Here is a 20114-nt window from a genome sequence, read left to right as displayed (position 1 = left end):
TGAACGACAACTTGGCACTTAGTGACAGGCAAGGTAGCGTCGGTGCGACAGCTGATCTCGACCGACAGGAGCCATGAAATGAGTGCCAGCAGCTTCGCCACCAGGAGCGTCATCGTCACCGGGGCGGGTTCGGGGATCGGCCGTGCCGCCGCGCTGCGGTTCGCCGACGAAGGCGCGAACGTCGTCGTCGCCGATCTGAACCAGGACTCCGCCAAGGCGGTCGTCCATGAGATCGAGCAGGCCGGCGGCACCGCAGTGGCGGTGGTCGGGGACCTGTGCCAGCAGGCGGTCATCGACAGGGTCGTCGCGACCGCCGTGGAGTCCTTCGGGGGCGTCGACGTGCTGGTCAACAACGCCGGGATCATGGACACGATGTCCGCCGCTGGGGATATCGCCGACGCCGAGTGGGACCGGGTCCTGCGGATCAATCTCACCGCCCCCTTCAAACTGACGCGCGCGGTTCTGCCCGTGATGGTGGCGCGGGGCAAGGGGGCGATCGTCAACACCGCCTCGGAGGCCGGTCTTCGCGGCAGCGCAGCAGGCGCTGCGTACACGGCGTCCAAGCACGGCGTCATCGGTCTGACGAAGTCGACGGCTGTGATGTACCGCGACAAGGGGATACGCGTGAACGCGATCGCTCCCGGCGGTACGGCCACGAACATCAGCATCGACGTCGATCCCGGGTCTCTGGGGCTGTCCGTGATCGGCGCGTACATGGGCAACGTCGGTCGCGTCGCCGAGGCTGATGAGCAGGCGGCGGCGATCGTCTTCCTGGCCTCCGACGCCGCGAGCAACATCAACGGCGCTGTTCTGCCGGTGGACAACGGCTGGTCGGCAGTCTGAGGTGACGCCGGCGATCCGGTGCGGCGGTCGGCCGCCGGAAAGTATTGACCCTCGCTCGGTGTGGGATTTAGGTTCTCCGAGACGGAGAGTGCAGTTCTCATTCAAGGATGGGGCGTTGCATGCGAGCGATTCCTACTGAGCTGGTCGACCGCTACGAGGCCGAGGGCTGGTGGACCACGGACACGATCGGCGATCTGGTGGCCACCGGGCTCGCGGCCGCGCCCGACACGGTCTTCCGGGTGCACTCGGCCGTGCGGCCGTGGGCGGGCACCTACCGCGATGTCGAACTCGTGGCGCGTCGGCTGGCCGCCGGTCTGCGTGAGCGCGGCGTCGGTCCCGGCGATGTGATCGCGCTCCAGCTCCCGAACTGGATGGAGGCCGCCGCGGTCTTCTGGGCCGCGTCGTTCCTGGGCGCCACGGTCGTGCCGATCGTGCACTTCTACGGGCGTAAGGAGGTCGAGTACATCCTCCGGTCCGTCACACCGAAGGTGTTCGTGACGGCCGAACGGTTCGGGCATCTGAGCTATCAGCCGGATCTGAGTGCGGACGTCCCCGTCGTGGGCGTCGTGGGACGCGACTTCGACGACCTGCTCGGCGACGAGCCCATGGCGGGTGTGCTCGCGGTCGACCCGGCCGGCCCCGCGCTGATCGCGTTCACCTCCGGCACGACGCGCGACCCCAAGGGCGTCGTGCACAGCCACCGGACGCTGGCCTTCGAGACCGGCCAACTGGCCGGAATCTACCCGCCCGACCGGGCCCGGCAGCTTACCGCCGCGCCGGTGGGCCACTTCATCGGGATGGTGAACGCGTTCCTGATCCCCATCGTCGAGAGGAACCCGGTGAACCTCATCGACGTCTGGGACCCGACCATCGTGCTGGAATTGATGGAAACCGACGGGCTGAACGTCGGTGGCGGGGCGCCCTACTACGTGATGAGCCTCCTCGACCATCCCGACTTCACCCCCGGGCACCTGGCTGCCATGAAGTACGCCGGCCTCGGCGGGTCGGCGGTTCCGGCGGCGTTCACCGAGCGGCTCGCCGCGCTCGGCATCACAGCGTTCCGGTCGTACGGCAGCACCGAACACCCCTCCATCACCGGGTGCCGGTACGACAAGCCCGAGAGCAAGCGGCTGTACACCGACGGGAATCCGATGCCCGGCGTAGAGATCCGCCTGGCCGAGGACGGAGAGATCCTGAGCCGCGGGCCGGACTTGTGCATCGGCTACACGGATCCCGCATTGACCAAGGCAGCCTTCGACGACGACGGCTGGTACCGCACCGGCGACCTCGGCGTCCTCGACGAGGACGGATACCTCACGATCACCGGCCGCAAGGCGGACATCATCATCCGCGGCGGGGAGAACGTCAGTGCCGTGGAGGTGGAAGAGGCGCTGCTCGGCATGTCGGCGTTCGCTGAAGTCGCCGTCGTCGCGGCCCCGGACGCCCGTCTCGGCGAGCACGCGGCAGCCGTCGTCCGGCTCCGGCCCGGTCACGACTCGCCGTCGATCGACGAGATGCGGGTGCACCTCGCCGGGGTGGGCCTGGCCCGGCAGAAGTGGCCGGAGGAACTTCACATCGTGGAGGAGTATCCGCGGACCGGGAGTGGGAAGATCCAGAAGTTCGTGCTTCGGCAGGAACTCGCGCGCGGACAGAAGTCCGGTGTCCCGACCGTATCGGCCTGACCTGGCTGGATAAACTGTCGCCGACACCACAACCAGTGCACGCCGTCGACGACGGCGCCCCGACGCTTCGGCACGATGGCCGGGGAGAGGAACGACCCGGATGGTCTTCGTCGCTGAGGTCGCCGTCTTGTTCTGGTACGTGCTCAAGGCCCTGGGACGCCGAGTCCCGTCGGCTCGCCGTCTCGTGCGTCGCCTGACACCGTGGACCGGACGGCTGCACGCCTGGATCCTGTCGGCCCCCGCGACGTTCTGCTACATCGCCGTGTTCACCTGCTTCACCCTGGTCCAGGCGACGACCCCGCCGCACCTGATCGACATCATGACCACGGTGAACAGCACCAACCTCGACCAACTCCACAGCCACGCCCTGACCGTCCTGGCCACCAGTGCCTTCTGGGTGGACGACCACGGCTCGGGCCTGGACCTGTACATCCTCGCGTTCGCCACCTTCGGCGCCTTCGCCGAGCGCCGCTGGGGCACCCCGCGACTGGCCGTCATCGCGGTGTCCGGCCACGTCCTCGGCTCCCTGCTCACCGAGGCCGTACTGCGCAGCGCGATCGACCGGGGCCGCGCGCCGGTGAGGCTCGAAAACGCCACCGACGTCGGGGTGAGCTACATCCTGGTCGCGAGTCTGGCCGCGGCCGTGCTGGCGATGCACGGCCGGGCGCGTCTGGCGTTCGCGGCAGTCCTGCTCGGCATCCTCATCACGCCTATGATCACGAGCGGTACCGTCTGGGATCTGGGCCACATCTTTGCCGCGATCTGCGGGCTGGCTGTGGCGGCGCTGTGCCGTCTTGCCGGTCCGCTGCGGGCGTCTCAGCTTCAGCTCAAACACGAGCTAGTGAAACCAGTCCCACAGCAGGCGTAGAACTCCAGGCGTACGTCGGCGCGGCCCTGACAGATGTCGTCTACAAGGCCTTGTCGTCGGGACGATTCAAGGACTGCTGGAGGCGAGGCGGTACCAGCCGGGTGCGGCGGTCTGAACCGGGTTCCCGGGGGTCCAGGATCGAACCAGAGAGCGAATCAGCCTGCCCGGGTGGCCTCCTTTACCGCCGGAACTGTCGTATACGTCCTTGCCGGCGTTCTCGACCCAGATAAGCGACTTCCGCTCGGCGGTGAGCCACTGTTCGAGCCATTCAGTGTCGACGAGGAGCTCGTTGTGGCCTGCATTGGTTGCGTGCCGGACACTTGCGACGCGTTGGCCTGTGCGGTCGCTCCAACCGTTGCGTCCGTTCCAGCGGAGTTCGCCGGGCACGGCTCCGAAGAAGGCGGGGGCTGGGACGTCGAGAGAGATCGTGCTTTGGTCTCCAGGAGCGTACTCGTACTCACCGAAGAGACTCCAGGCGGCGGGCTGAGTAGGAACGGCGAGCGGGCTGGTCCAGTCGTGTTGGATCTCGTGGAGACGCTCTCCGTGGTGATGGCCGTAGGGGAATTCGCCGACGAACCCGCGGTACGTCTGGGGTTGCCTGGCGATGGCGGCGTTTGATAGATCACGTCCTTCGAGCTCGCCGACGGCGGTATCAAGGTCTTGGGCCGCGACTAGATGGCTGTTGATGTGTGTCCAGATGCCCCGGGTACGGCTTTTGGAGTCGGAGGCGTTGGTCCATTCGTAGCTGCCGGACAGGACGGTGTGAGGACGACCGTCGAGGATGGCGTCGCCAACTGCGATGTCTGGGAGGTCTGCATCGTCAGCAACCCACTCGGCATCGGTCATCGAGACTGTGGGTGCCCAGTCGTAGCGGGGTACCCATGTGCGCGGGATCGGGTCGGCCGGCGCGAACTCCACGACGGTGGGGTCGACCTGGCGGGAGATGCTGGTGTGAGGACCGGGGATGGCGGGCGCCGGCGGGTCCCAGCTGTCGGGTGTCTTGGGAACGTGGTCAGAGACGATGCCGATCAGGCGGTTGAGCGCGATCCACTGGTACTTCTTGCCGATGCGTTCAATCCAGGCGGGCTTGGATCGGCCGATGCCGTACTTGGCGACGACGTAGCCGTCGAAGGCCGCGTGAAGTCGAGGCTGGTAGCCAAGCCGGATGACTTCGTTGACAACCCACCGCGCAGCGTCGCGCAGGTCGATGCCGGGGCGGTCTTCCAGTTCGGGGCTGAGCTGGTAGATGAAGAAGTCGTCGTCTGTGGCCGAGCGAACCAGTTTTGGGTAATTGCTCGGTTCGTCCTCGTAGAGGGCGATGTCGGCTTCGGAAGGCCAGGTGATCGGCCAGTCGCTCGCGTACGGGGGCCGGAATTGATCGGCGGTGACGTCCGTGGGAAGGGCGCCACGGTCGTTGGCGGCTTCGAGGATGCTGCGGGCGGCGTCACGGACAGCAGCATTCGGAGTCACTGCTTCGGGAACGGAGAAGACCTTGTTCCACACGACCTCGGCAACCGCGGACCAGTCGTCATGCGTGCCCTTCGCAAGAAGGGCCACATAAGCCACCTCGCAGGCTCGTTCGACGACCCAGTCGTCGTCGAGTGCCGCAAACTGGTTGATCAATCCGGCCGCTTGGTTCGGGTGACGGGTCAGGAGACGAGCGGCACCGATGGTGGCAGGGTCTCGAACGCGGCGGTCGGTGGCGCTGGCCGCCCACAGGAGCGCGGCTACCCAGAGGCGGGTGGTTTGCTCGCCGACTTGGTCCAGGGGTTTCTCTCTGGCCCACCGAATGAGTCGGTCGACCGCTCCGTTGGTGTCGTGAGTGATGTGAAGCCAGCCGGAAAGGAACGAGTCGCGGGCAGCCATGTTGAAGCCGGTGAGGAATTCGTGCAGGTAGTCGGAGTTCAGAGGGTGGTCGGGGCGGGCGGCGAGCCGGAACAGCATCGTCAAAGCGTCGGAGAACACGTTCTGTAGACGGAGCCCGTCGATGATGACGTCACGGGTTGCATCGGTGATGGATGTCGCGTCGCGCCATGCGATGCCGGCGACGACGGCTGCGGTGATCGCATCGTCGTCGCCGATCTCAGCGCGGAAGTCGGTGAGCTCGAGCCCGAGCCGTTCCGCGATGACTACTGATGTTGCTTCGAGCAGGCCACGGTCGATGGTGGCGCCCAGCCCGATGATCCGGCCGAGACGGCCGCTGAGCTCGGTGGCGACGCCGGCAGCGTCAGTGACCTCGGAAAGCGCGTCGGACACGATGAGGTGATGTCCGATTCGCTCGAAGGTGATGGTGATGATGTCCGTGCCGTAAGGGCTGCTGTCGGGGACGTTGTCCTCTTCGACCAGTCCCTGGGCGATGAGCGCGTCGAGGAGTGACTTCTCGGCGCTTTGGTCAGGCCAGACCGGTACCAGCCGCGTTTGGGCCTCGGGCCGAGTCAGCCACGGCTCGTCGCCGTCGGCGATGGCTGAGGCGAGAGCGGACATGGCCCGGTGGACCACACGGTCGGAGTGCGAGGCGCCGATCCGGTCGCTGACGAGGTCGTTCGCGTTGTCGAGGACCATCCGGGTGAGCTCGTCGAGCCCCATGGCTGCTTGGTCGAGCGTCAGTCGGCTGCTGTTCTTGAACGCTTCGCAGACCAGGCGCAGGTACAGCGGGTTGTCGAACTCGCCATGGATGGGTGGCGACGTCGGCGGTTCGAGGCCGTAGAACGCGGCGTACTCGCTGACCGCCTCGAACTCGACCCCCTCGAATCCGGTGTGCTCGAACCGCTCCAGGGCGAGGCCCGGCGGAAGGATCTGGCTGACGTAGTGTGTGCGGGAGGTGAGGAGAAGCCGGACGTTCGGGTACTTCTCGACGCTGGTGGTAAGACGTTCAAGGTTGTCGCGCCACGTTGACCGCGGACGGGTGTCATTCAGCGCGTCGATGACGAGGAGCACCAGGGTGCCTGCGACCTGGGCCGCCTCATCGAGGAGCCCGATGGCATCTTCACCGGTGAGATCGGACGGCATTTGCAGCAGGTCGCGCAGTTGAGTGAGCGGGTCGCCATCGGTGAACCAGCGCCCGTGCATCATGACGCTGGGGCGCCCCTGGCCCAGGCGCCGGACGACCGCGTCGACGGCAAGATACGTCTTCCCGACACCAGCCGGGCCGGTCATGAGCGCGGCCTGAGCGCCGGCGAGGCGCCCGAGCGGGCTGACGAAGAGCTCGGTGACCTCGGCGAGCTTCTCTCCGAGTTCGCGCAGGGCATCGACGGCGGCTGCCGGGAACTTCGCCTGGTACTCGGCCTGGAACTGCCGCCAGTGCTGGGTGTCCCAGTTGTCGCCGGGGTACTTGGCGTCCATCGCTGCGGTTTCGGTCGCTTCTTGGCCGCTGATGATGTTCGAGGCCGCCTCGAGTGCTTGGGCGAGGCCGTCGAGTCCATTGGTTGTGCGCGCGGTGTACCAGACGGCGAGCGCGTCAGTGACTGTGGTGGCGGCGTCGAGGGCCGCGTTGAGATCCGCGGCGAGTACAAGCCGGTTTGCGATGCGGACTTGCTGGGCGGATTTGTCGACTGCATTGATCTGCTTGTTGACGACCGCCCACCACTCATCGTCGGAGCAGAGCGCTGCGATTGACATCGCGGCGGGCACGGTGACGTTCAGATCAGGCATGTAGCGGGGGCGCGCGGCGTTGACAGCCCCTTGCAGCCGGTCTTCCCACCACTGGGCAGCAAGGACGTCGGCGTCGAACCAGTAGCGTCGTTGGATGCCGGTGGTGTCGAGACGTTCGAGGCGGGCAACGACGTTGGTTGCCCACTCGAACTCGAATCTCACGGTCATGCTGCGGGCGGTCGCCATGTCCTGCCAGCCCTCTAGCCAGCCTCCTGTGTCCTCGATCTTTTCGAGGAGGGACTTGGCCTTGTTGGTGCGCCCGGTGCGACCGGTCGGGTCGGCAGGGATGGCGATTGTGTACTTGGTGAGGTTCGGATGCTGTTCCAGAGCCGCGCTGACGGACTTGTCGAGCTGGGTTTTGTCGACGTCGCTATGAGTGGTCCAGTACTTGGCCTGCCAACCGTGTTCGGTGCTGTCGGGCATGGTCCAATAGCACTCGACGCCACCGTCGCCGCCGGCACCGTGCAGTGAGACGAACGTGGCGCCAGGCATGGGTCGATCCTGCGCGACCTGGCGGCAGATGAACTGCTCAAAACCGTCGCGTTGTCCGCCAGGGCCGAGTGATCGAATCCTGGTGAAGTCGATATCGGGGAGATTGATCACGACGGGTCGTCCTTCAGGATGCTGCGATCGGAGTTGTCAGGGCGTGTGAGAAACGCTACCTGTCTGCCTGCTCGATTGTGTGGAAGCAGCCGTCCGCCCTGTCGCGGGTCGCGGAAGCCGCGGTCCGTCCAGTCCCGGCTCAGTGCCCTGATTTCTACCGTGATCTCGACCGGGCGGGTGGGGTCCTACCTTGTGCCCCGACCGTCCTGGTTTACGCACTACAAGAAACGAAGCATCGCTTCCTGCGCGTAAGAAGCGACGAGGAAGCCGGCCGCAGTGAGCACGTCGCCTCGTCCGAAACAGCGGCCGTGCGCGAGCACAGGGCTGTGCTGGCGGAGGAGCAGCCAGTCGTCTGTGCGGAAGGGGCGATGGAACCACAGACTGTGTGATGTGACGGCCGACTTGAACGCCGTGCCCGCGTCCTGCTGACAGACCCCTTCGACCTGGCGCAGGGCGGTCCCGATAAGGGTTAGATCTGTTGCGTAGGCGGTCAGTGCCGTCGTCAGCGCCGGCTCGGTCTTCGGCGTGCGCATCCAGAGGTCGAACTCTGCTGTCTCCACGGTTCGCGCGTCGAGGTCGTCAGTCGAGCGGGTGTCCCAGGGGATCAGATCGAAGGTCACTTGGTGTGCCCTGCCTGGTAGTTCCGGGACCCGAAAGATCGTTTGGTGGTCGAGCCCTTCCTCGACCGTGTGCATGGACACGGAGGCGGTTGCGATGATGCCCTTCTGCTGTCGGGCTCTGATCGTCAAGGTCGCGAAGGTGCCGCCATCGTGGGCGCGTTCCACTTCGTATCGAACAGGTTCGTCGGACCGGCCCTCCCGCGGGAAGAGGGCGTGCATGGACTTGATGGTCTTGTCCGGACAGACGAGGGAAGCGGCTCGGACGAACTGGGCGAGGAGCTGTCCACCGAACAGCCGATGATAGGTCAGCCGCTGGTTGCTGCCCTCGAAGCATGTGCCCGGCTCCGTCTCGCGGAGATCCAGACAGCCCAGAAGGTCCTTCCAGAGATCGGTCACGTTCTACTCCCAGTGGGGTCCGAGGAAATCAGAGCTGGATGAGGCGCGGAGTTCGGCCGTTCGACAGCAGTAGGGCACCGGCTTCGCGGGTCAACTCCCGTGCGCTGCCGAGCAGTCCGTCCAGCACCAGGACGCGGCGGACATGGCGGTGCAGTCCGTGCTCGGCGGTGAAGCCGATCCCGCCGAGGACCTGCTGGCAGTGGCGGGCTGCCGTCAGTGCGGCGTTTCCGGCCGCTGCCTTGGCCAGCAGGGAGCTGAGGTCGTCGTCGGCTGCCGCCAGAGCTGCTTGGGCACCTTCGAGCGCGACCAAGGTCTCGGCGAGTCGATGCCGTACGGCCTGGAAGGAGGCGATCGGCCGGCCGAACTGCTCGCGATCGAGCGCGTGCGAGCGGGCCAGGTCGAGCATGGCCTGCCCGGAGCCGAGCAGCCACCAGCCCAGAGCTCGGCGGCCGGCGGCGAGTGGGATCGGATCCCCGGACGGGGCCTCCGTCGTGCGGAGGGGCAAGTCGGGGTCCAACGCGCTGCTGTCCACGTCGTCGCGCTCCCAGACGACCCACGATCCGCCTGCGAACGGCAGCGGCACCGTGCCGCCGAGCGTGCGCCCCGCCGCATGGAGTACGACGTCGTTGAGCAGCGGCGCATGAGCGGCGGTCTCGCCGAACAGGCGGAAGGTGGTCGCGATCGCGAACTCCGGCACCTCGGTAAGTAAGTCGGCCCATCCGAGCTCGGCGAGAGCCACGTCAAGGGCCCGGCCGGACGAGGCGGTCATCGCTTTGCGAAGCGACTCGTTGAGCAGATCCCGTTCGGCGGAGTCCATCCTCAGTCCCTCCCGAGATCGAGCAGTCGTCTGGCGATGATGTTGCGCTGGATCTCGGCGGTCCCGCCGTAGATTGTCGCGGCCTTCGAGTACAGGTACTCCGCGCGCCAAGGCGATTCCGCCAGCTCCAGCACGCCCGGCAGCAAGTCGCGGACGGTGTCGAACAGCTGCTGTTCGGCCGAGGCCAGCAGCACCTTGTCGATGGACGTCTCCGGTCCGAGCCGAGTTCCTTCGGCGAGCCGTCGCTGTGTCGCGTGCGACCGGCAGCGAGCGGTGTGCAGCGCCAGATAGGCGGCGCCGAGAGCGGCCTCGTCGTGATCGGCGGCCTCGGCCAGCAGCCGGTCCAGTCGCGAGTACAGGTAGGCGATCCGGTGCCAGAAGCAGGTCGACCGTTCGTGGGGGAGCAGGTCCATCGCCAGCTGCCAGCCGTCGCCGGGCCGGCCCAGCATCCGGTCCCCGGGGACGGCGACGTCGTCGAAGAACACCTCGGCGAATTCGTCGACACCGTGCATGGTCCGCAGTGGTCTGACAGTGATGCCGGGGGTGTCCATGTCGACGAAGAAGGCTGTGATCCCGCTGTGGCCCGGGGCTGTCCGTGTCAGCAGGACGCAGCGCGCCGAATACTGGGCGAGGCTCGTCCAGACCTTCTGGCCGGTGACGACCCAGTTCTCACCGCGCGAGATCGCCTTTGTCGTCAAGGAGGCGAGATCGCTGCCGGATCCTGGTTCCGAGAAGCCCTGGCACCATTGTTCCCGGCCGCTGAGGAGCAACGGCACCATCTCCGCGGCCAGCACCGGCCGGGCGTAGGAGATCATCGTCGGAGCCAGGACCTCGACCATCGAGTAGATCCCCGGCTCGGCCAGGTCGCGGCTTGCGACCTCCTCTCCGAGCGCTGCCCGCAGGACGGCCGGCCCGCCGAGCCCTCCGATCTCGGCGGGCCAGCCGTGGCGCATCCAGCCGGCGTCGTACAGCGCGCGTCGCACCCGGGCCAGCTGTGCGACCTGTCCGTCCAGCGTGTGGTCGGGCCCGGCGGACAGGTCGTTCTCGTCCAGCCAGGACCGCAGACCGGATCGGAACTCTGCGACGTCCACGTCCGCGGCGGCCTTCACGACGCGGGGCGCTCGAAGGCGTGGGGACGCCCCGAGTCGTGCGCTCCGCTGCGCCGGATGAAGGTCATGGCCCTGGTCCGCAACCGCCACCCCTCGGCAGTCCGTACGTAGGTGTCGTTGTAGTAGCCGATCCGCATGTCGTGGGTGGCGTGGTCGATGAAGCACAGGGGTTGGGTCCCGCTCGCAACATCACCGGAGATGTCGACGACGGCGGTCCCGGTGAGGAAGAGCCCCTTGGGCGCGGCGGCGATAAGCGCAGGGAACTCGGCCAGGGGGTAGGTGTCGCCGAACGCGCTGTAGGTCCCGTTGGCGGTGAAGACCGCGAGCACCGCGTCGATGTCGCCCTGTGTGATGGACACCGCGTAGCGGGCCAGGAGCTGCTGGATCTCGATCAGATCGTCGAGCGGCATGATATTACCCTTCTCGTGAGTGAGAATTAGATTCTCACGCCGTGAGCCACGCTGTCAGCCCCCTGATCACGGCCCTGACTTCCTAGCGGCGGATCTTGGCGAAGTCCCAGCTCACGATCTTCTGCGGGGTCAGACGTACCCAGGCATGCCGGCCGTCGTAGGCGAACGTGCGGCCGCCGGCGTACTTGCCGGCGAACAGCAGCTCGGGTTCGCGGAGCTCGTCGACCGGCGCTCCGGTGCGCGGAGCCTCGCCGACGAGCTCTGCGCGGCCGGTCAGCTCGGCCCCTTTGAGCTGCAGGAAGTCAGTCCCTCCGGTATCGACGACGACGCTGATCCGCCGGTCGCGGTCCAAGTCGGTCCAGCGCTGGCTGCGGGTCAGCGAGTTGAGCCACAGCGCGGTGCCGTCCCAGACGAACCACAGTGCGCCGACGTGGGGATGGCCGCCCGGTCCGATGGTCGCGACCCGGCAGATCGGCTCCTCGCGCAAGAACTCGTCCAGTTCGTCCTCGGTCATGGCGATTGCGGTCCCTCGACGTTGAGCGGGCACTGCCCCTCCTCGGCTGGATGGTTGATTCTCCGTCAATGAGAAGCTAATTTACAGACACAGAGAGCGGAAGACTCGCCCGGTTTCGCACCGTGTTCCGAACTCGCTGCTCAGACCTTCATGTGGGACACAGACCGGGTTCACCCGGCCCCGGCCACCCATCGGCCCTCGGCCCGGACGGTCGCCGACGAGAAGTTCACATCCGCCAGCCGACCGCGATCGGCAACGAGGAGGAAACCGTGAATCCGCCGAAGACCAGCACTGCCCCGAGAGCCTGAGCAGCGCCGCGCCATGGAGCAGTTCCTCACATTCGGGATCATCGGCCTGAGCACCGCCGCGATCTACGCGATCATCGGCAGCGGGCTGGTGGTCACGTACACGACCACCGGTGTCTTCAACTTCGCGCACGGCGCAGCCGGCATGTTGGCGGCGTTCTCCTACTGGCAGCTGTCCGTCGGCTGGGGCTGGCCGGTCCCGATCGCGCTGGCCGTCGTACTCCTGGTTCTCGGGCCGGCGTTCGGCCTCGCCGTCGAGCGGTTCGTGTTCCGGCCGGTGCAGGAACTGGGTGAAGCCCAGCGCCTGGTGGTGACCGTGGCGCTGCTCAGCGGTCTGATCGCTGCTGCGCGGTGGATCTGGAATCCCAACACCGCGCGCCCGTTGCAGACGTTCTTCGCCGACCGGAAGCCGTTTCACATCGGACCGGCGGCGATCACCTGGCATCAGGCCACGACGATGATCGTCGCGGTCCTCGTCGCCGTAGGCCTGTGGTTCCTGCTCTACCGTTCAAGGGCCGGCACGCAGATGCGCGCCACGGTCGACGACCGGGCGTTGGTCGGGCTGACCGGAGCTGATCCCGTCCGCAGCAATCGGTTCGCCTGGATCCTCGGCGCCGAGCTCGCGGCGATCGGCGGCATCCTCATCGCCCCCACCGTCGCGCTGGACGCGAGCCAGCTCTCGCTGCTCATCGTCAGCGCCTACGCCGCCGCCATCTTCGGGAGGCTGCGGAGTCTGCCGTTCACGTTCCTCGGGGCGGTCGTCGTCGGCTGCACCGAAAGCTTCCTGACCGGCTATCTCCCGCAGAACCAGTTCCTGCCCGGGCTCCGGCAGGCCGCTCCGGCGCTGCTGTTGTTCGGTGCGCTGCTGGCTTTCCCCCATGGACGCCTGCGGGGACGAGACCGCCGACTTCGCCAGATCCCGATCCCCACGATGCGCGGCGCGCTCATGTTCGCGGCGGGAATCGTCGCGTTCGGGGTGGTTCTGGCGACGGTTCTCAGCCCGGAGGACCTCCTCACGTACGGGCCGATCTTCTCCCTCGGCCTGGTCGCCCTGTCCTACGTTCCGCTCGCGGGATACGCAGGCCAGGTCTCGCTGTGCCAGCTGAGCATGGCCGGGATCGGCGCGGTCGTCTGGTCGCACCTCGGCTCGCACGGCGAACTGTGGGCCCTCGCCGCGGCCGTCGGCATCTCGGCCGCCGTCGGAGCGCTCGTCGCGCTCCCCGCGCTGAGGCTGTCCGGGGTGTATCTGGCTCTGGGAACCGCGGCGTTCGCCGTGACCCTCGACCGGTGGGTCTTCACCCTGCCGACGTTCCATCTGCTCGGGATCCAGATCGCACTGTTCGACCAGGGCTCCCTGCAAGCGGCGCGTCCGGGACTGTTCGGGGTCCAGATCCACGAAGGCGCGCAGCTGCTGATATTCGCAGCGTTCTGTCTTGCGCTCGTCTCGCTGGGCATCGTGGTGCTGCGGCGTGGCAGGTTCGGGCGCCGGCTGATCGCGTTGCGCGACAGCGAGGCCGCGTACGCGACGCTCGGCGGCAATCTGCTGCTGGCCAGGGTGCTGGTGTTCGCACTGGCGGCGGGGATCGCCGGGCTCGGTGGGGCCGTCTACAGCATGCAGGAGCGCGCGGTCACGGCCGGGCAGTTCGACTTCGTGAGCGGGCTGCCGATCTTCTTGGTCGCGGTCATCGGCGGGCTCGGCTCGGTGGGTGTCGGCCTGTTCGCTGGCACGGTGTTCGTCGGGCCGCTGACCGCGGTGGTGACGCTCGCGCCGTGGACGCAGAACCTCGCCGCTGTCGCGCCCGGTCTGGCTGCGGCCGGGGTCGGCAAGAACCCCGAGGGTGTGGTTCCCACGCTGCGCGCGGAGTGGGAACCCCTGGCCCGGGACCGGATCGCCTTCTCGGCGCTCCTCGGCGGGTTCGGCGTGGTCTGGCTTCTCCGCCTCGGGCACGTCATCGACGGCTGGTATTTCACCGGCGGCGCGATCGTCGTGTTCTACGCCGCGCGGTTGTTCGCGGCCGCGCGACGGTCCGCGGTTTCCGGCGTGGCGGACGAGTCACGGGACGTCCCGGTCGAGTGGTGGGGCGTGCGGCGTGCGTGGCGCGCGGACGACGAGGAGGCGCTGACCCGTGGCATCGCTGGAGGTTGAGAGCGTGTCGGTGGCGTTCGGCGCCAACAAGGTGCTGGACGGAGTCGACCTGGCGGCAGCCGAAGGCCGGGTCACCGGCCTGATCGGGCCCAACGGAGCAGGCAAGAGCACGCTGTTCGACGTGATCTCCGGGCTGCGGACGCCGCCGTCGGGCCGGGTCCGGCTCGGGGGCCGGGACGTCACCCGGACCCGGCCTTCGGTCAGGTCCCGCCGCGGATTGGCCCGGACGTTCCAACGGCTGGAACTCTTCGGCCGACTCAGCATCCGCGACAACCTGCTCGTGGCTGCCGAACTGGGACCCGAGCGGCGCAGGGCTGCGCAGGCGGTGGGGGAGATTCTCGCCAGGCTGGAGCTCACAGCGGTCGCTGACGCTTCTCCGGACACACTGCCTACGGGTGTCGGCCGCCTGGTCGAGGTCGGTCGGGCGCTGGCGGTCCGGCCCACCGTGCTCTTGCTCGACGAACCCGCAGCGGGACAGGATGCCAAGGAGACCGAACGCTTCGCATCCCTGCTTCGCGCGCTCGCGGACGAGGGCATCGCGGTCGTGCTGGTCGAGCACGACATGGGCTTGGTCATGAGCGTGTGCGACGAGGTCTACGTGCTCGACCTCGGAAAGATCATCGCCGTCGGCCCGCCGGCCGAGATCAGGCAGGACGAGCGAGTACTCGCGGCCTATCTGGGGGACTCGTGAGCGCTCTTCTCGAACTGCGCGATGTCCGTGCCGCCTACGATGGTGTCAACGTCCTGCATGGCGTGGACCTGCGGGTGGACGCCGGACAGGTGGTGGCGCTGCTTGGTCCCAACGGCGCGGGCAAGACCACCACACTGCGGGTCGCCGCGGGCATCCATCCGCTTGCCGCGGGCGGTCTGCTTCTCGGTGGCCGGGACATGAGCGGGGCGGCACCGCGCGATCTGGCACGGGCCGGGGTTTGCCTCATCCCTGAAGGACGCGGAGTGTTCCCCAACCTCTCCGTACGCGACAACATCCGCATGATGACCTTCACCGGCAGGTCGCGCGACGAGGTCGAGGTTGTCGCCTTCGAGCGGTTCCCGATTCTGGCCAAGCGTGCTTCGCAGACGGCCGGGACGCTTTCCGGCGGCGAGCAGCAGATGCTCGCGCTCGCCAGGGGACTGGCCTGCGATCCGGCTGTGCTGTTGCTCGACGAGCTCTCCATGGGGCTGGCCCCGTTGATCGTCGGCCAGCTCTACGAGCAGGTGGCCGAGATCGCGCGGCAGGGAGTCGCGGTGCTCGTCGTCGAGCAGTTCGCGACCGCGGTCCTCGGCATCGCCGACCACGTGGCCGTCCTCGTGCGGGGCGCTGTGAAGCAGCAAGGCCATCCCGACGGCGTGTTGCGCGCCGAACTGTCAGCCCTCTACCTGGGGAGTCCCGCGTGACATCCACCGATACGCGCGCAGAACGCTTCGTCCGTGATCTGGCGGCGCTGAAGATCCCGGACCCGGCGGCCGGCCGGGCCGGCCTCTGGCTGCGCCTGGGCATCGTGCTCATGGTGCTGGGCCCGGTGCTCGGCATCGTGGCCTACGCGGTCTCCCACAACACCAGCGACGCACTCGTCCAACGCGACGCCATCACGATCGGCCTCGGCGGCATCGTCGCGAGCGTGGTGGGTTCAGCCCTGTTCCTCCGCTATTCGCTGACGGCCTTCCTGCGGTTCTGGATGGCGCGCCAGTCCTACGACCTGACTCTGCTCGCCGACCGCCTGCTCGAAAAGGACAATCGCCATGACCTCAACGGCTCCGACCCTGCGTCCCGGTGACCAGCTCGCCAGCACTGTGTGCGGCGCCCGGGTCGTCGTGATCCGGGTCCCCGGCACGGACCAGCCGACCGTGACCTGTGGCGGGAGCCCGATGGTTCCCGCGCAGAGCCCGCCGACGCCGTCCGCCGAGGGGACCGCTCCCGTCACGCTTATCGGCAAGCGCTACGTAGACGCTGCCGAGACCCTCGAACTCCTCTGTGTCTCCTCCGGTTCGGGCGAGCTGAGCTCCGACGGGGTCCCGATGACCGTCAAGGCCGCGAAGCCGCTGCCCGCTTCGGACTGAATGTTGCTCGAAAGGAAGGGTGCTCCTATGGAGCGGGAAGTACTGGTGGTCGTCGGTGCCGGCGGCATGGGTCAGGACGTGGCCCAGCGGATCGGGAGCGGCCTGCGGGTGCTCTTGGCGGATGTCGACGCGAGTACCCTCGACGCGGCCGCGGCCCGGCTCGGTGATGCCGGATACTCCGTCACCACGAGCATCGTCGACGTGACGTCCCGGGAGTCGGTCTCGGCCTTGGCCCGACATGCGGAGTCCCTCGGGCCGGTCACTCGGCTCGTTCACACTGCTGGGCTCTCACCGGTGCAGGCGTCGGTGCCGGCGGTCCTTGCCGTTGACCTGCTCGGCGTGGCGTTGGTTACGGACGAGTTCGGCAGCGTCATCGCCAGCGGCGGAGCGGGTGTGATCATCGCTAGCATGTCCGGGTATTTCCATCCCGACGTCCTGACTCCTGCCGAGGCCTCGGCTCTTCGCTCGATGCCGGCGGACGACCTGCTGTCGCTGCCGGTTGCGGCGGAGGCCAACTTCAAGGACGCCGGCATGGCCTACAGCTTCGCCAAATTCGCCAACCGCCTGCGGGTGCAGGGCGCGAGCCGGAGCTGGGGCGAGCGAGGGGCCCGGATCAACAGCGTCAGCCCAGGTGTCATCTCCACGGCGATGGGGCGCGCTGAACTCGACGGACCGAGCGGCGCTCGCATGCGCGCCATGGTGGACGGCTCTGCCGCGAGGAGCTTGGGCACCCCGGAGGACATCGCCGTCGCCGTCGACTTCTTGCTCAGCCCCGCCGCGCGCTTCATTTCCGGCACCGACCTGCTCGTCGATGGTGGAGCCGTGGCCGCTGTCCTGGGCGCCGGCTTCGCCAGGTGACCCTGATTCCCGAGGTCACCAACCACTTCCAGCTCTGATCTCTCATCACCGATTTCCAGGGAAGCCACTATGACAAGAAGTGTCGAAGGCAAGGTCGCGGTCATCAGTGGCGGCTCGACGGGGGTCGGCAAAGCCGTGGCCCAGCAGCTGGCCGAAGCCGGAGCGCATGTCGTGCTGCTCGCACGTCGCTCCGATCGACTGGAGTCGGCCGTCGCCGAGGTCGGGGGTTCGGCGATCGGGATCAGGACCGACATCGCCGACAGCGGCAGCGTCCGGGCGGCCTTCGCCGAGATCGGCGAGCGGTTCGGAAGGATCGACATCTTGGTCAACAGCGCGGGCGCGGCCCGGATCCGGGCGATCGACGAGGCGACCGACGAGGACATCGAGGCCTGCGTCGGCACCAACCTCCTGGGCCCCATCCATACGACCCGGTCGGCGGTGCCGCTGCTCCGCGCCGCTGGCGGCGGTGACATCCTCAACATCTCCTCGGAGATCACCCTCGATCACATGCCGCTGATGGGCTTGTACGCGGCCGGCAAGCACGGCCTGAACGGCTTCACCAACGCGATGCGCAAGGACCTGCGCACGGACGGCATCCGCGTCACTTTGGCGATCATCGGTTCCGTCTCGGACTCGGCCTTCTTCGAGAACAACTTCACGCTCGAGGACCGTGAGCGTGCCCGGCCGGTATGGGACGCCGACGGCTACCTGGCCAGAGTCGGGGCCGCGAAGCCGCTTCTGTCCGCGACCGTCGCCGAGATCCTGGTCGAGGTGCTCACCCGGCCGGCCGAGATCGCCCAGGACGTGATCCACGTCCGCCCGGCGGGCTGAGCGGCCGGCGCGGCGAAGGAGAAGTGATATGCCGAAGGGATACGTCATCCTGACCGAGGTGGTCAAGGACCAAGCGGGGATGGACGCCTACGGCCGGGCGGCCGGGTCGTCGCTCGTCGAGGGCGCGGGTTCCGTCTTGGCTGTCGACGACCAGCCGCAGCTTTTGGAGGGAGAGTGGCACGGCAACCGGACGGTCGTCCTGGAGTTCCCGTCCGTGGCGGCGGCTCGGGACTGGTACGAGTCGGCGTCGTACGCCGCGGCCAAGCCGCTTCGGCACGGTGCGGCCGAGACCAACGCCGTGATCGTGTCTGGGTTCGAGATACCGCCGCGGCGCCCGAACGACACGGCACACTGAAATGGGCTACGCGGACGAGCTCTTCGACCTGACCGACCGGGTCGTCCTGATCACCGGCGGCAGCCGCGGGCTCGGCCGGGAGATGGCCAGGGCCGCTGCGGCGTGCGGTGCCGACGTCGTCGTCGCCAGCCGGGACCGCGACGCCTGCGCGGCCGTCGCCTGCGAGATCGAGGAGGCCACCGGTCGGACCGCGATGCCCTATGGCGTTCACGTCGGCCGGTGGGACGAGCTGCCCGGACTGGTCGACGCCGTCTACGAGCGGTTCGGGCGGATCGACGGGCTGATCAACAACGCCGGCATGTCTCCGCTCTACGACTCCCTCGGATCGGTGACGGAGAAGCTGTTCGACGCGGTGGTGAACGTCAACTTGAAGGGCCCGTTCCGGCTCTCGGCACTGGTCGGCGAGCGGATGGTGGCGGCCGGCCGCGGTTCGATCGTGAACGTGAGCTCCACCGGGTCGATTCGGCCCACGCCGGCGATCCTGCCCTACGCGGCAGCGAAAGCGGGGCTCAACTCGCTGACTGAAGGTCTCGCGAAGGCCTTCGGTTCGTCGGTACGGGTCAATACGCTGATGGCCGGCCCGTTCGCCACCGGAGCCACCGCGGACTGGGACCGTTCTGCGCTCGAGGTCGGCGTGCGCCCGCATGCGTTGCAGCGCATCGGAGAGCCCGTCGAGGTGGTCGGTGCCATGCTCTACCTGATCTCGGACGCTTCCGCCTACACGACGGGAGCGACGCTTCGGGTTGACGGCGGCATGCCGTGAGCCCATTCGACTGTCTCCGGTTCCTCGCGGCGGGCTTCGTCGGGAGCGGCGCGTACTGTCGTCCGAGTGATGAGTGCGTCGGCGATCAAGGCCCAGTTCACGCAAGCGGCGGACAACGCGGAGTTCCCCGACTTCAACAACGGCTATTACTACCCGGTAGACGCACGTCTGCGTCTGATGCGCGATCCGGAGCGGTGGGCGATGGTCGTCGAACTCGTCGGCTGCAACCCGCGCGGCGGCAACCTCTTCGATGTGGTGCACACCTTCGGCAACTGCCTGACCAGGGAGAGCCGGGCTTCCGCGGCGACGGCAGCTTCTTGGAGCTGGTCGAGGAGCGGGCCCTACGCCTGCTCGTGCCGGCGCACCGTAGTCTGCTGCTGGCCGACACCACCGAGCTATACCGGCGGCTGCCCGGGGACCTGCCGATGATCCTGACCCTCGACGAACGGCGTCATCCGGAAGGTCTGATGGATGGCTTTGCCGACGAGGTGGATGCGGACGAGACCTTCTGAATGCTCGCCGAGGTGCTGGAAACCGGCGACACCGCGCGTTACCGACCGCAGCATCCACCGAACACCCACTGGTCGAACTGGCCGGAGGCCGGAGCGCTCTGAACAGGACACTTGCGGTGTTCGGAGGGTGGGAAACGATGAGTGTCGTATGCGGTCGCTAGCCTCGCGCCATGTTCGCGACGTCCGGCGGCCGTCTCCCGAAGCTGTTCGCGGTCGGCGGTCCTAAGCCGTTCGTTCTGGCTTGGTCGAGGAGGGGTTCTGGTGGGTTGCCGTGGCGTTCACTACGCGATCAATGCCGGGATGGTGGCTCGGTTGCTGGAAGCTGAGGATGACGAGGACATCACTCGGGTGATCGAGGAGTACGAGGAGTTCGCGGAATCCTGGGATCCCCGGTTCGAGTTCGAGACCGACAAGGCGTGGGACGCGCTGCACCGGTGCCTGTCCGACGGGACGCTGGACCTGGCCGGCGGTTCGTTTCCGCTGTCCCATGTCGTGTTGGGTGGGATGCAGTTGTACGAGGGCGAGGACTATGTGGTTGCCCTGGTGCGTGCCGAGCAGGTCCCGGAGGTTGCTGCGGCGCTGGCTCCGATCGACGAGGCGTGGCTTCGTCGGCGTTATGACACTCTGGAGTTCTCGGACTATCAAGGTTTTCGTAGCGATGAGGACTTCGAATACACCTGGGCGAACTTCCGCGGCCTGGACGTGTTCTTCCAGACAGCCGCTGAGGCCGGGCGCGCGGTGATTTTCACCGTCGATCAGTAGGAACACGTCAC

20 protein-coding genes and 1 pseudogene are annotated in these 20114 nt (G+C 67.5%); 15 read left to right on the top strand and 6 right to left on the bottom strand.

Annotation, left to right across the window (positions count from 1 at the left end; all coding sequences use genetic code 11):
- Nucleotides 1-78 precede the first annotated feature (78 nt).
- The 3 genes from GWK61_RS00555 (at nt 79) to GWK61_RS00545 (ending at nt 3393) form a co-directional block, all read left to right on the top strand.
- On the top strand, nt 79-843 hold the full coding sequence (locus tag GWK61_RS00555) for an SDR family NAD(P)-dependent oxidoreductase (RefSeq protein ID WP_194903729.1): 765 nt from the start codon (nt 79-81) through the stop codon (nt 841-843).
- A 119-nt stretch (nt 844-962) separates the two neighbouring features.
- A complete protein-coding gene (locus GWK61_RS00550) occupies nt 963-2525 on the top strand; it encodes an AMP-binding protein (protein ID WP_194903727.1) in 1563 nt (520 codons plus the stop codon).
- A 100-nt stretch (nt 2526-2625) separates the two neighbouring features.
- Nucleotides 2626-3393, top strand: a complete 768-nt coding sequence (locus GWK61_RS00545; protein WP_194903725.1) for a rhomboid-like protein — start codon at nt 2626-2628, stop codon at nt 3391-3393.
- A gap of 66 nt (nt 3394-3459) precedes the next feature.
- Here the strand turns inward: GWK61_RS00545 and GWK61_RS00540 are convergent, their stop codons facing one another.
- The 6 genes from GWK61_RS00540 to GWK61_RS00515 form a co-directional block, all read right to left on the bottom strand.
- Nucleotides 3460-7647 carry an NACHT domain-containing protein gene (locus GWK61_RS00540; RefSeq protein WP_194903723.1) on the bottom strand — a complete coding sequence of 1396 codons (4188 nt, stop codon included), beginning with the start codon at nt 7645-7647 and terminating at the stop codon, nt 3460-3462.
- Between the two features lie 218 nt (nt 7648-7865).
- Complete coding sequence (locus tag GWK61_RS00535; protein WP_194903721.1) at nt 7866-8663, bottom strand: acyl-CoA thioesterase; 798 nt, start codon at nt 8661-8663, stop codon at nt 7866-7868.
- 28 nt (nt 8664-8691) lie between these two features.
- Entirely contained in the window at nt 8692-9480 is a 789-nt protein-coding gene (locus tag GWK61_RS00530) for an acyl-CoA dehydrogenase family protein (protein WP_194903719.1), read from the bottom strand.
- A gap of 2 nt (nt 9481-9482) precedes the next feature.
- Nucleotides 9483-10571, bottom strand: a complete 1089-nt coding sequence (locus GWK61_RS59185; RefSeq protein ID WP_194903981.1) for an acyl-CoA dehydrogenase family protein — start codon at nt 10569-10571, stop codon at nt 9483-9485.
- A 14-nt stretch (nt 10572-10585) separates the two neighbouring features.
- Complete coding sequence (locus GWK61_RS00520; protein WP_194903717.1) at nt 10586-10999, bottom strand: nuclear transport factor 2 family protein; 414 nt, start codon at nt 10997-10999, stop codon at nt 10586-10588.
- Between the two features lie 82 nt (nt 11000-11081).
- On the bottom strand, nt 11082-11513 hold the full coding sequence (locus GWK61_RS00515; RefSeq protein WP_194903714.1) for a pyridoxamine 5'-phosphate oxidase family protein: 432 nt from the start codon (nt 11511-11513) through the stop codon (nt 11082-11084).
- A 321-nt stretch (nt 11514-11834) separates the two neighbouring features.
- Here GWK61_RS00515 and GWK61_RS00510 point away from each other — a divergent pair, with 321 nt between their 5' ends.
- From GWK61_RS00510 to GWK61_RS00460, 12 genes and pseudogenes are all read left to right on the top strand, one after another.
- Nucleotides 11835-13964: a branched-chain amino acid ABC transporter permease gene (locus GWK61_RS00510; RefSeq protein WP_194903712.1), complete on the top strand. Its 2130-nt coding sequence runs from the start codon at nt 11835-11837 to the stop codon at nt 13962-13964.
- Nucleotides 13945-14655, top strand: coding sequence for an ABC transporter ATP-binding protein (locus GWK61_RS00505; protein WP_323747352.1), 711 nt, complete (start codon nt 13945-13947; stop codon nt 14653-14655). The genes GWK61_RS00510 and GWK61_RS00505 overlap by 20 nt, the downstream gene beginning before the upstream one ends.
- A complete protein-coding gene (locus GWK61_RS00500; RefSeq protein ID WP_194903710.1) occupies nt 14652-15359 on the top strand; it encodes an ABC transporter ATP-binding protein in 708 nt (235 codons plus the stop codon). The genes GWK61_RS00505 and GWK61_RS00500 overlap by 4 nt, the downstream gene beginning before the upstream one ends.
- Nucleotides 15356-15739: a hypothetical protein gene (locus GWK61_RS00495; protein ID WP_194903708.1), complete on the top strand. Its 384-nt coding sequence runs from the start codon at nt 15356-15358 to the stop codon at nt 15737-15739. The genes GWK61_RS00500 and GWK61_RS00495 overlap by 4 nt, the downstream gene beginning before the upstream one ends.
- Entirely contained in the window at nt 15705-16022 is a 318-nt protein-coding gene (locus GWK61_RS00490) for a hypothetical protein (protein WP_194903706.1), read from the top strand. The genes GWK61_RS00495 and GWK61_RS00490 overlap by 35 nt, the downstream gene beginning before the upstream one ends.
- 27 nt (nt 16023-16049) lie before the next feature.
- Entirely contained in the window at nt 16050-16880 is an 831-nt protein-coding gene (locus GWK61_RS00485; protein ID WP_194903704.1) for an SDR family oxidoreductase, read from the top strand.
- A gap of 69 nt (nt 16881-16949) precedes the next feature.
- Nucleotides 16950-17711 carry an SDR family oxidoreductase gene (locus GWK61_RS00480; RefSeq protein WP_194903702.1) on the top strand — a complete coding sequence of 254 codons (762 nt, stop codon included), beginning with the start codon at nt 16950-16952 and terminating at the stop codon, nt 17709-17711.
- 28 nt (nt 17712-17739) lie between these two features.
- Nucleotides 17740-18066 carry a DUF1330 domain-containing protein gene (locus tag GWK61_RS00475; protein ID WP_194903701.1) on the top strand — a complete coding sequence of 109 codons (327 nt, stop codon included), beginning with the start codon at nt 17740-17742 and terminating at the stop codon, nt 18064-18066.
- 1 nt (nt 18067) lies between these two features.
- Nucleotides 18068-18829, top strand: a complete 762-nt coding sequence (locus GWK61_RS00470; RefSeq protein WP_194903698.1) for an SDR family NAD(P)-dependent oxidoreductase — start codon at nt 18068-18070, stop codon at nt 18827-18829.
- Between the two features lie 69 nt (nt 18830-18898).
- Nucleotides 18899-19258 (top strand): DUF7003 family protein, encoded by a 360-nt coding sequence (locus GWK61_RS61450; protein ID WP_438939744.1) that lies wholly within the window; start codon nt 18899-18901, stop codon nt 19256-19258.
- Nucleotides 19183-19443 (top strand): annotated as a pseudogene (locus GWK61_RS61445) (DUF7003 family protein). Before GWK61_RS61450 ends, GWK61_RS61445 begins: the two are co-directional and overlap by 76 nt.
- Nucleotides 19444-19482: 39 nt before the next feature.
- The gene (locus GWK61_RS00460; RefSeq protein ID WP_323747351.1) at nt 19483-20103 is read left to right on the top strand and encodes a YfbM family protein; all 621 of its coding nucleotides are present in this window, start codon (nt 19483-19485) and stop codon (nt 20101-20103) included.
- The last annotated feature ends 11 nt before the right edge of the window (nt 20104-20114 follow it).

The organism is Catenulispora rubra, assembly GCF_015356825.1.
Taxonomy (GTDB): Bacteria; Actinomycetota; Actinomycetes; order Streptomycetales; family Catenulisporaceae; genus Catenulispora; species Catenulispora rubra.
The sequence above is the reverse complement of the archived record's forward strand: the minus strand, read 5'-3'. Positions and strand labels throughout refer to the sequence as shown.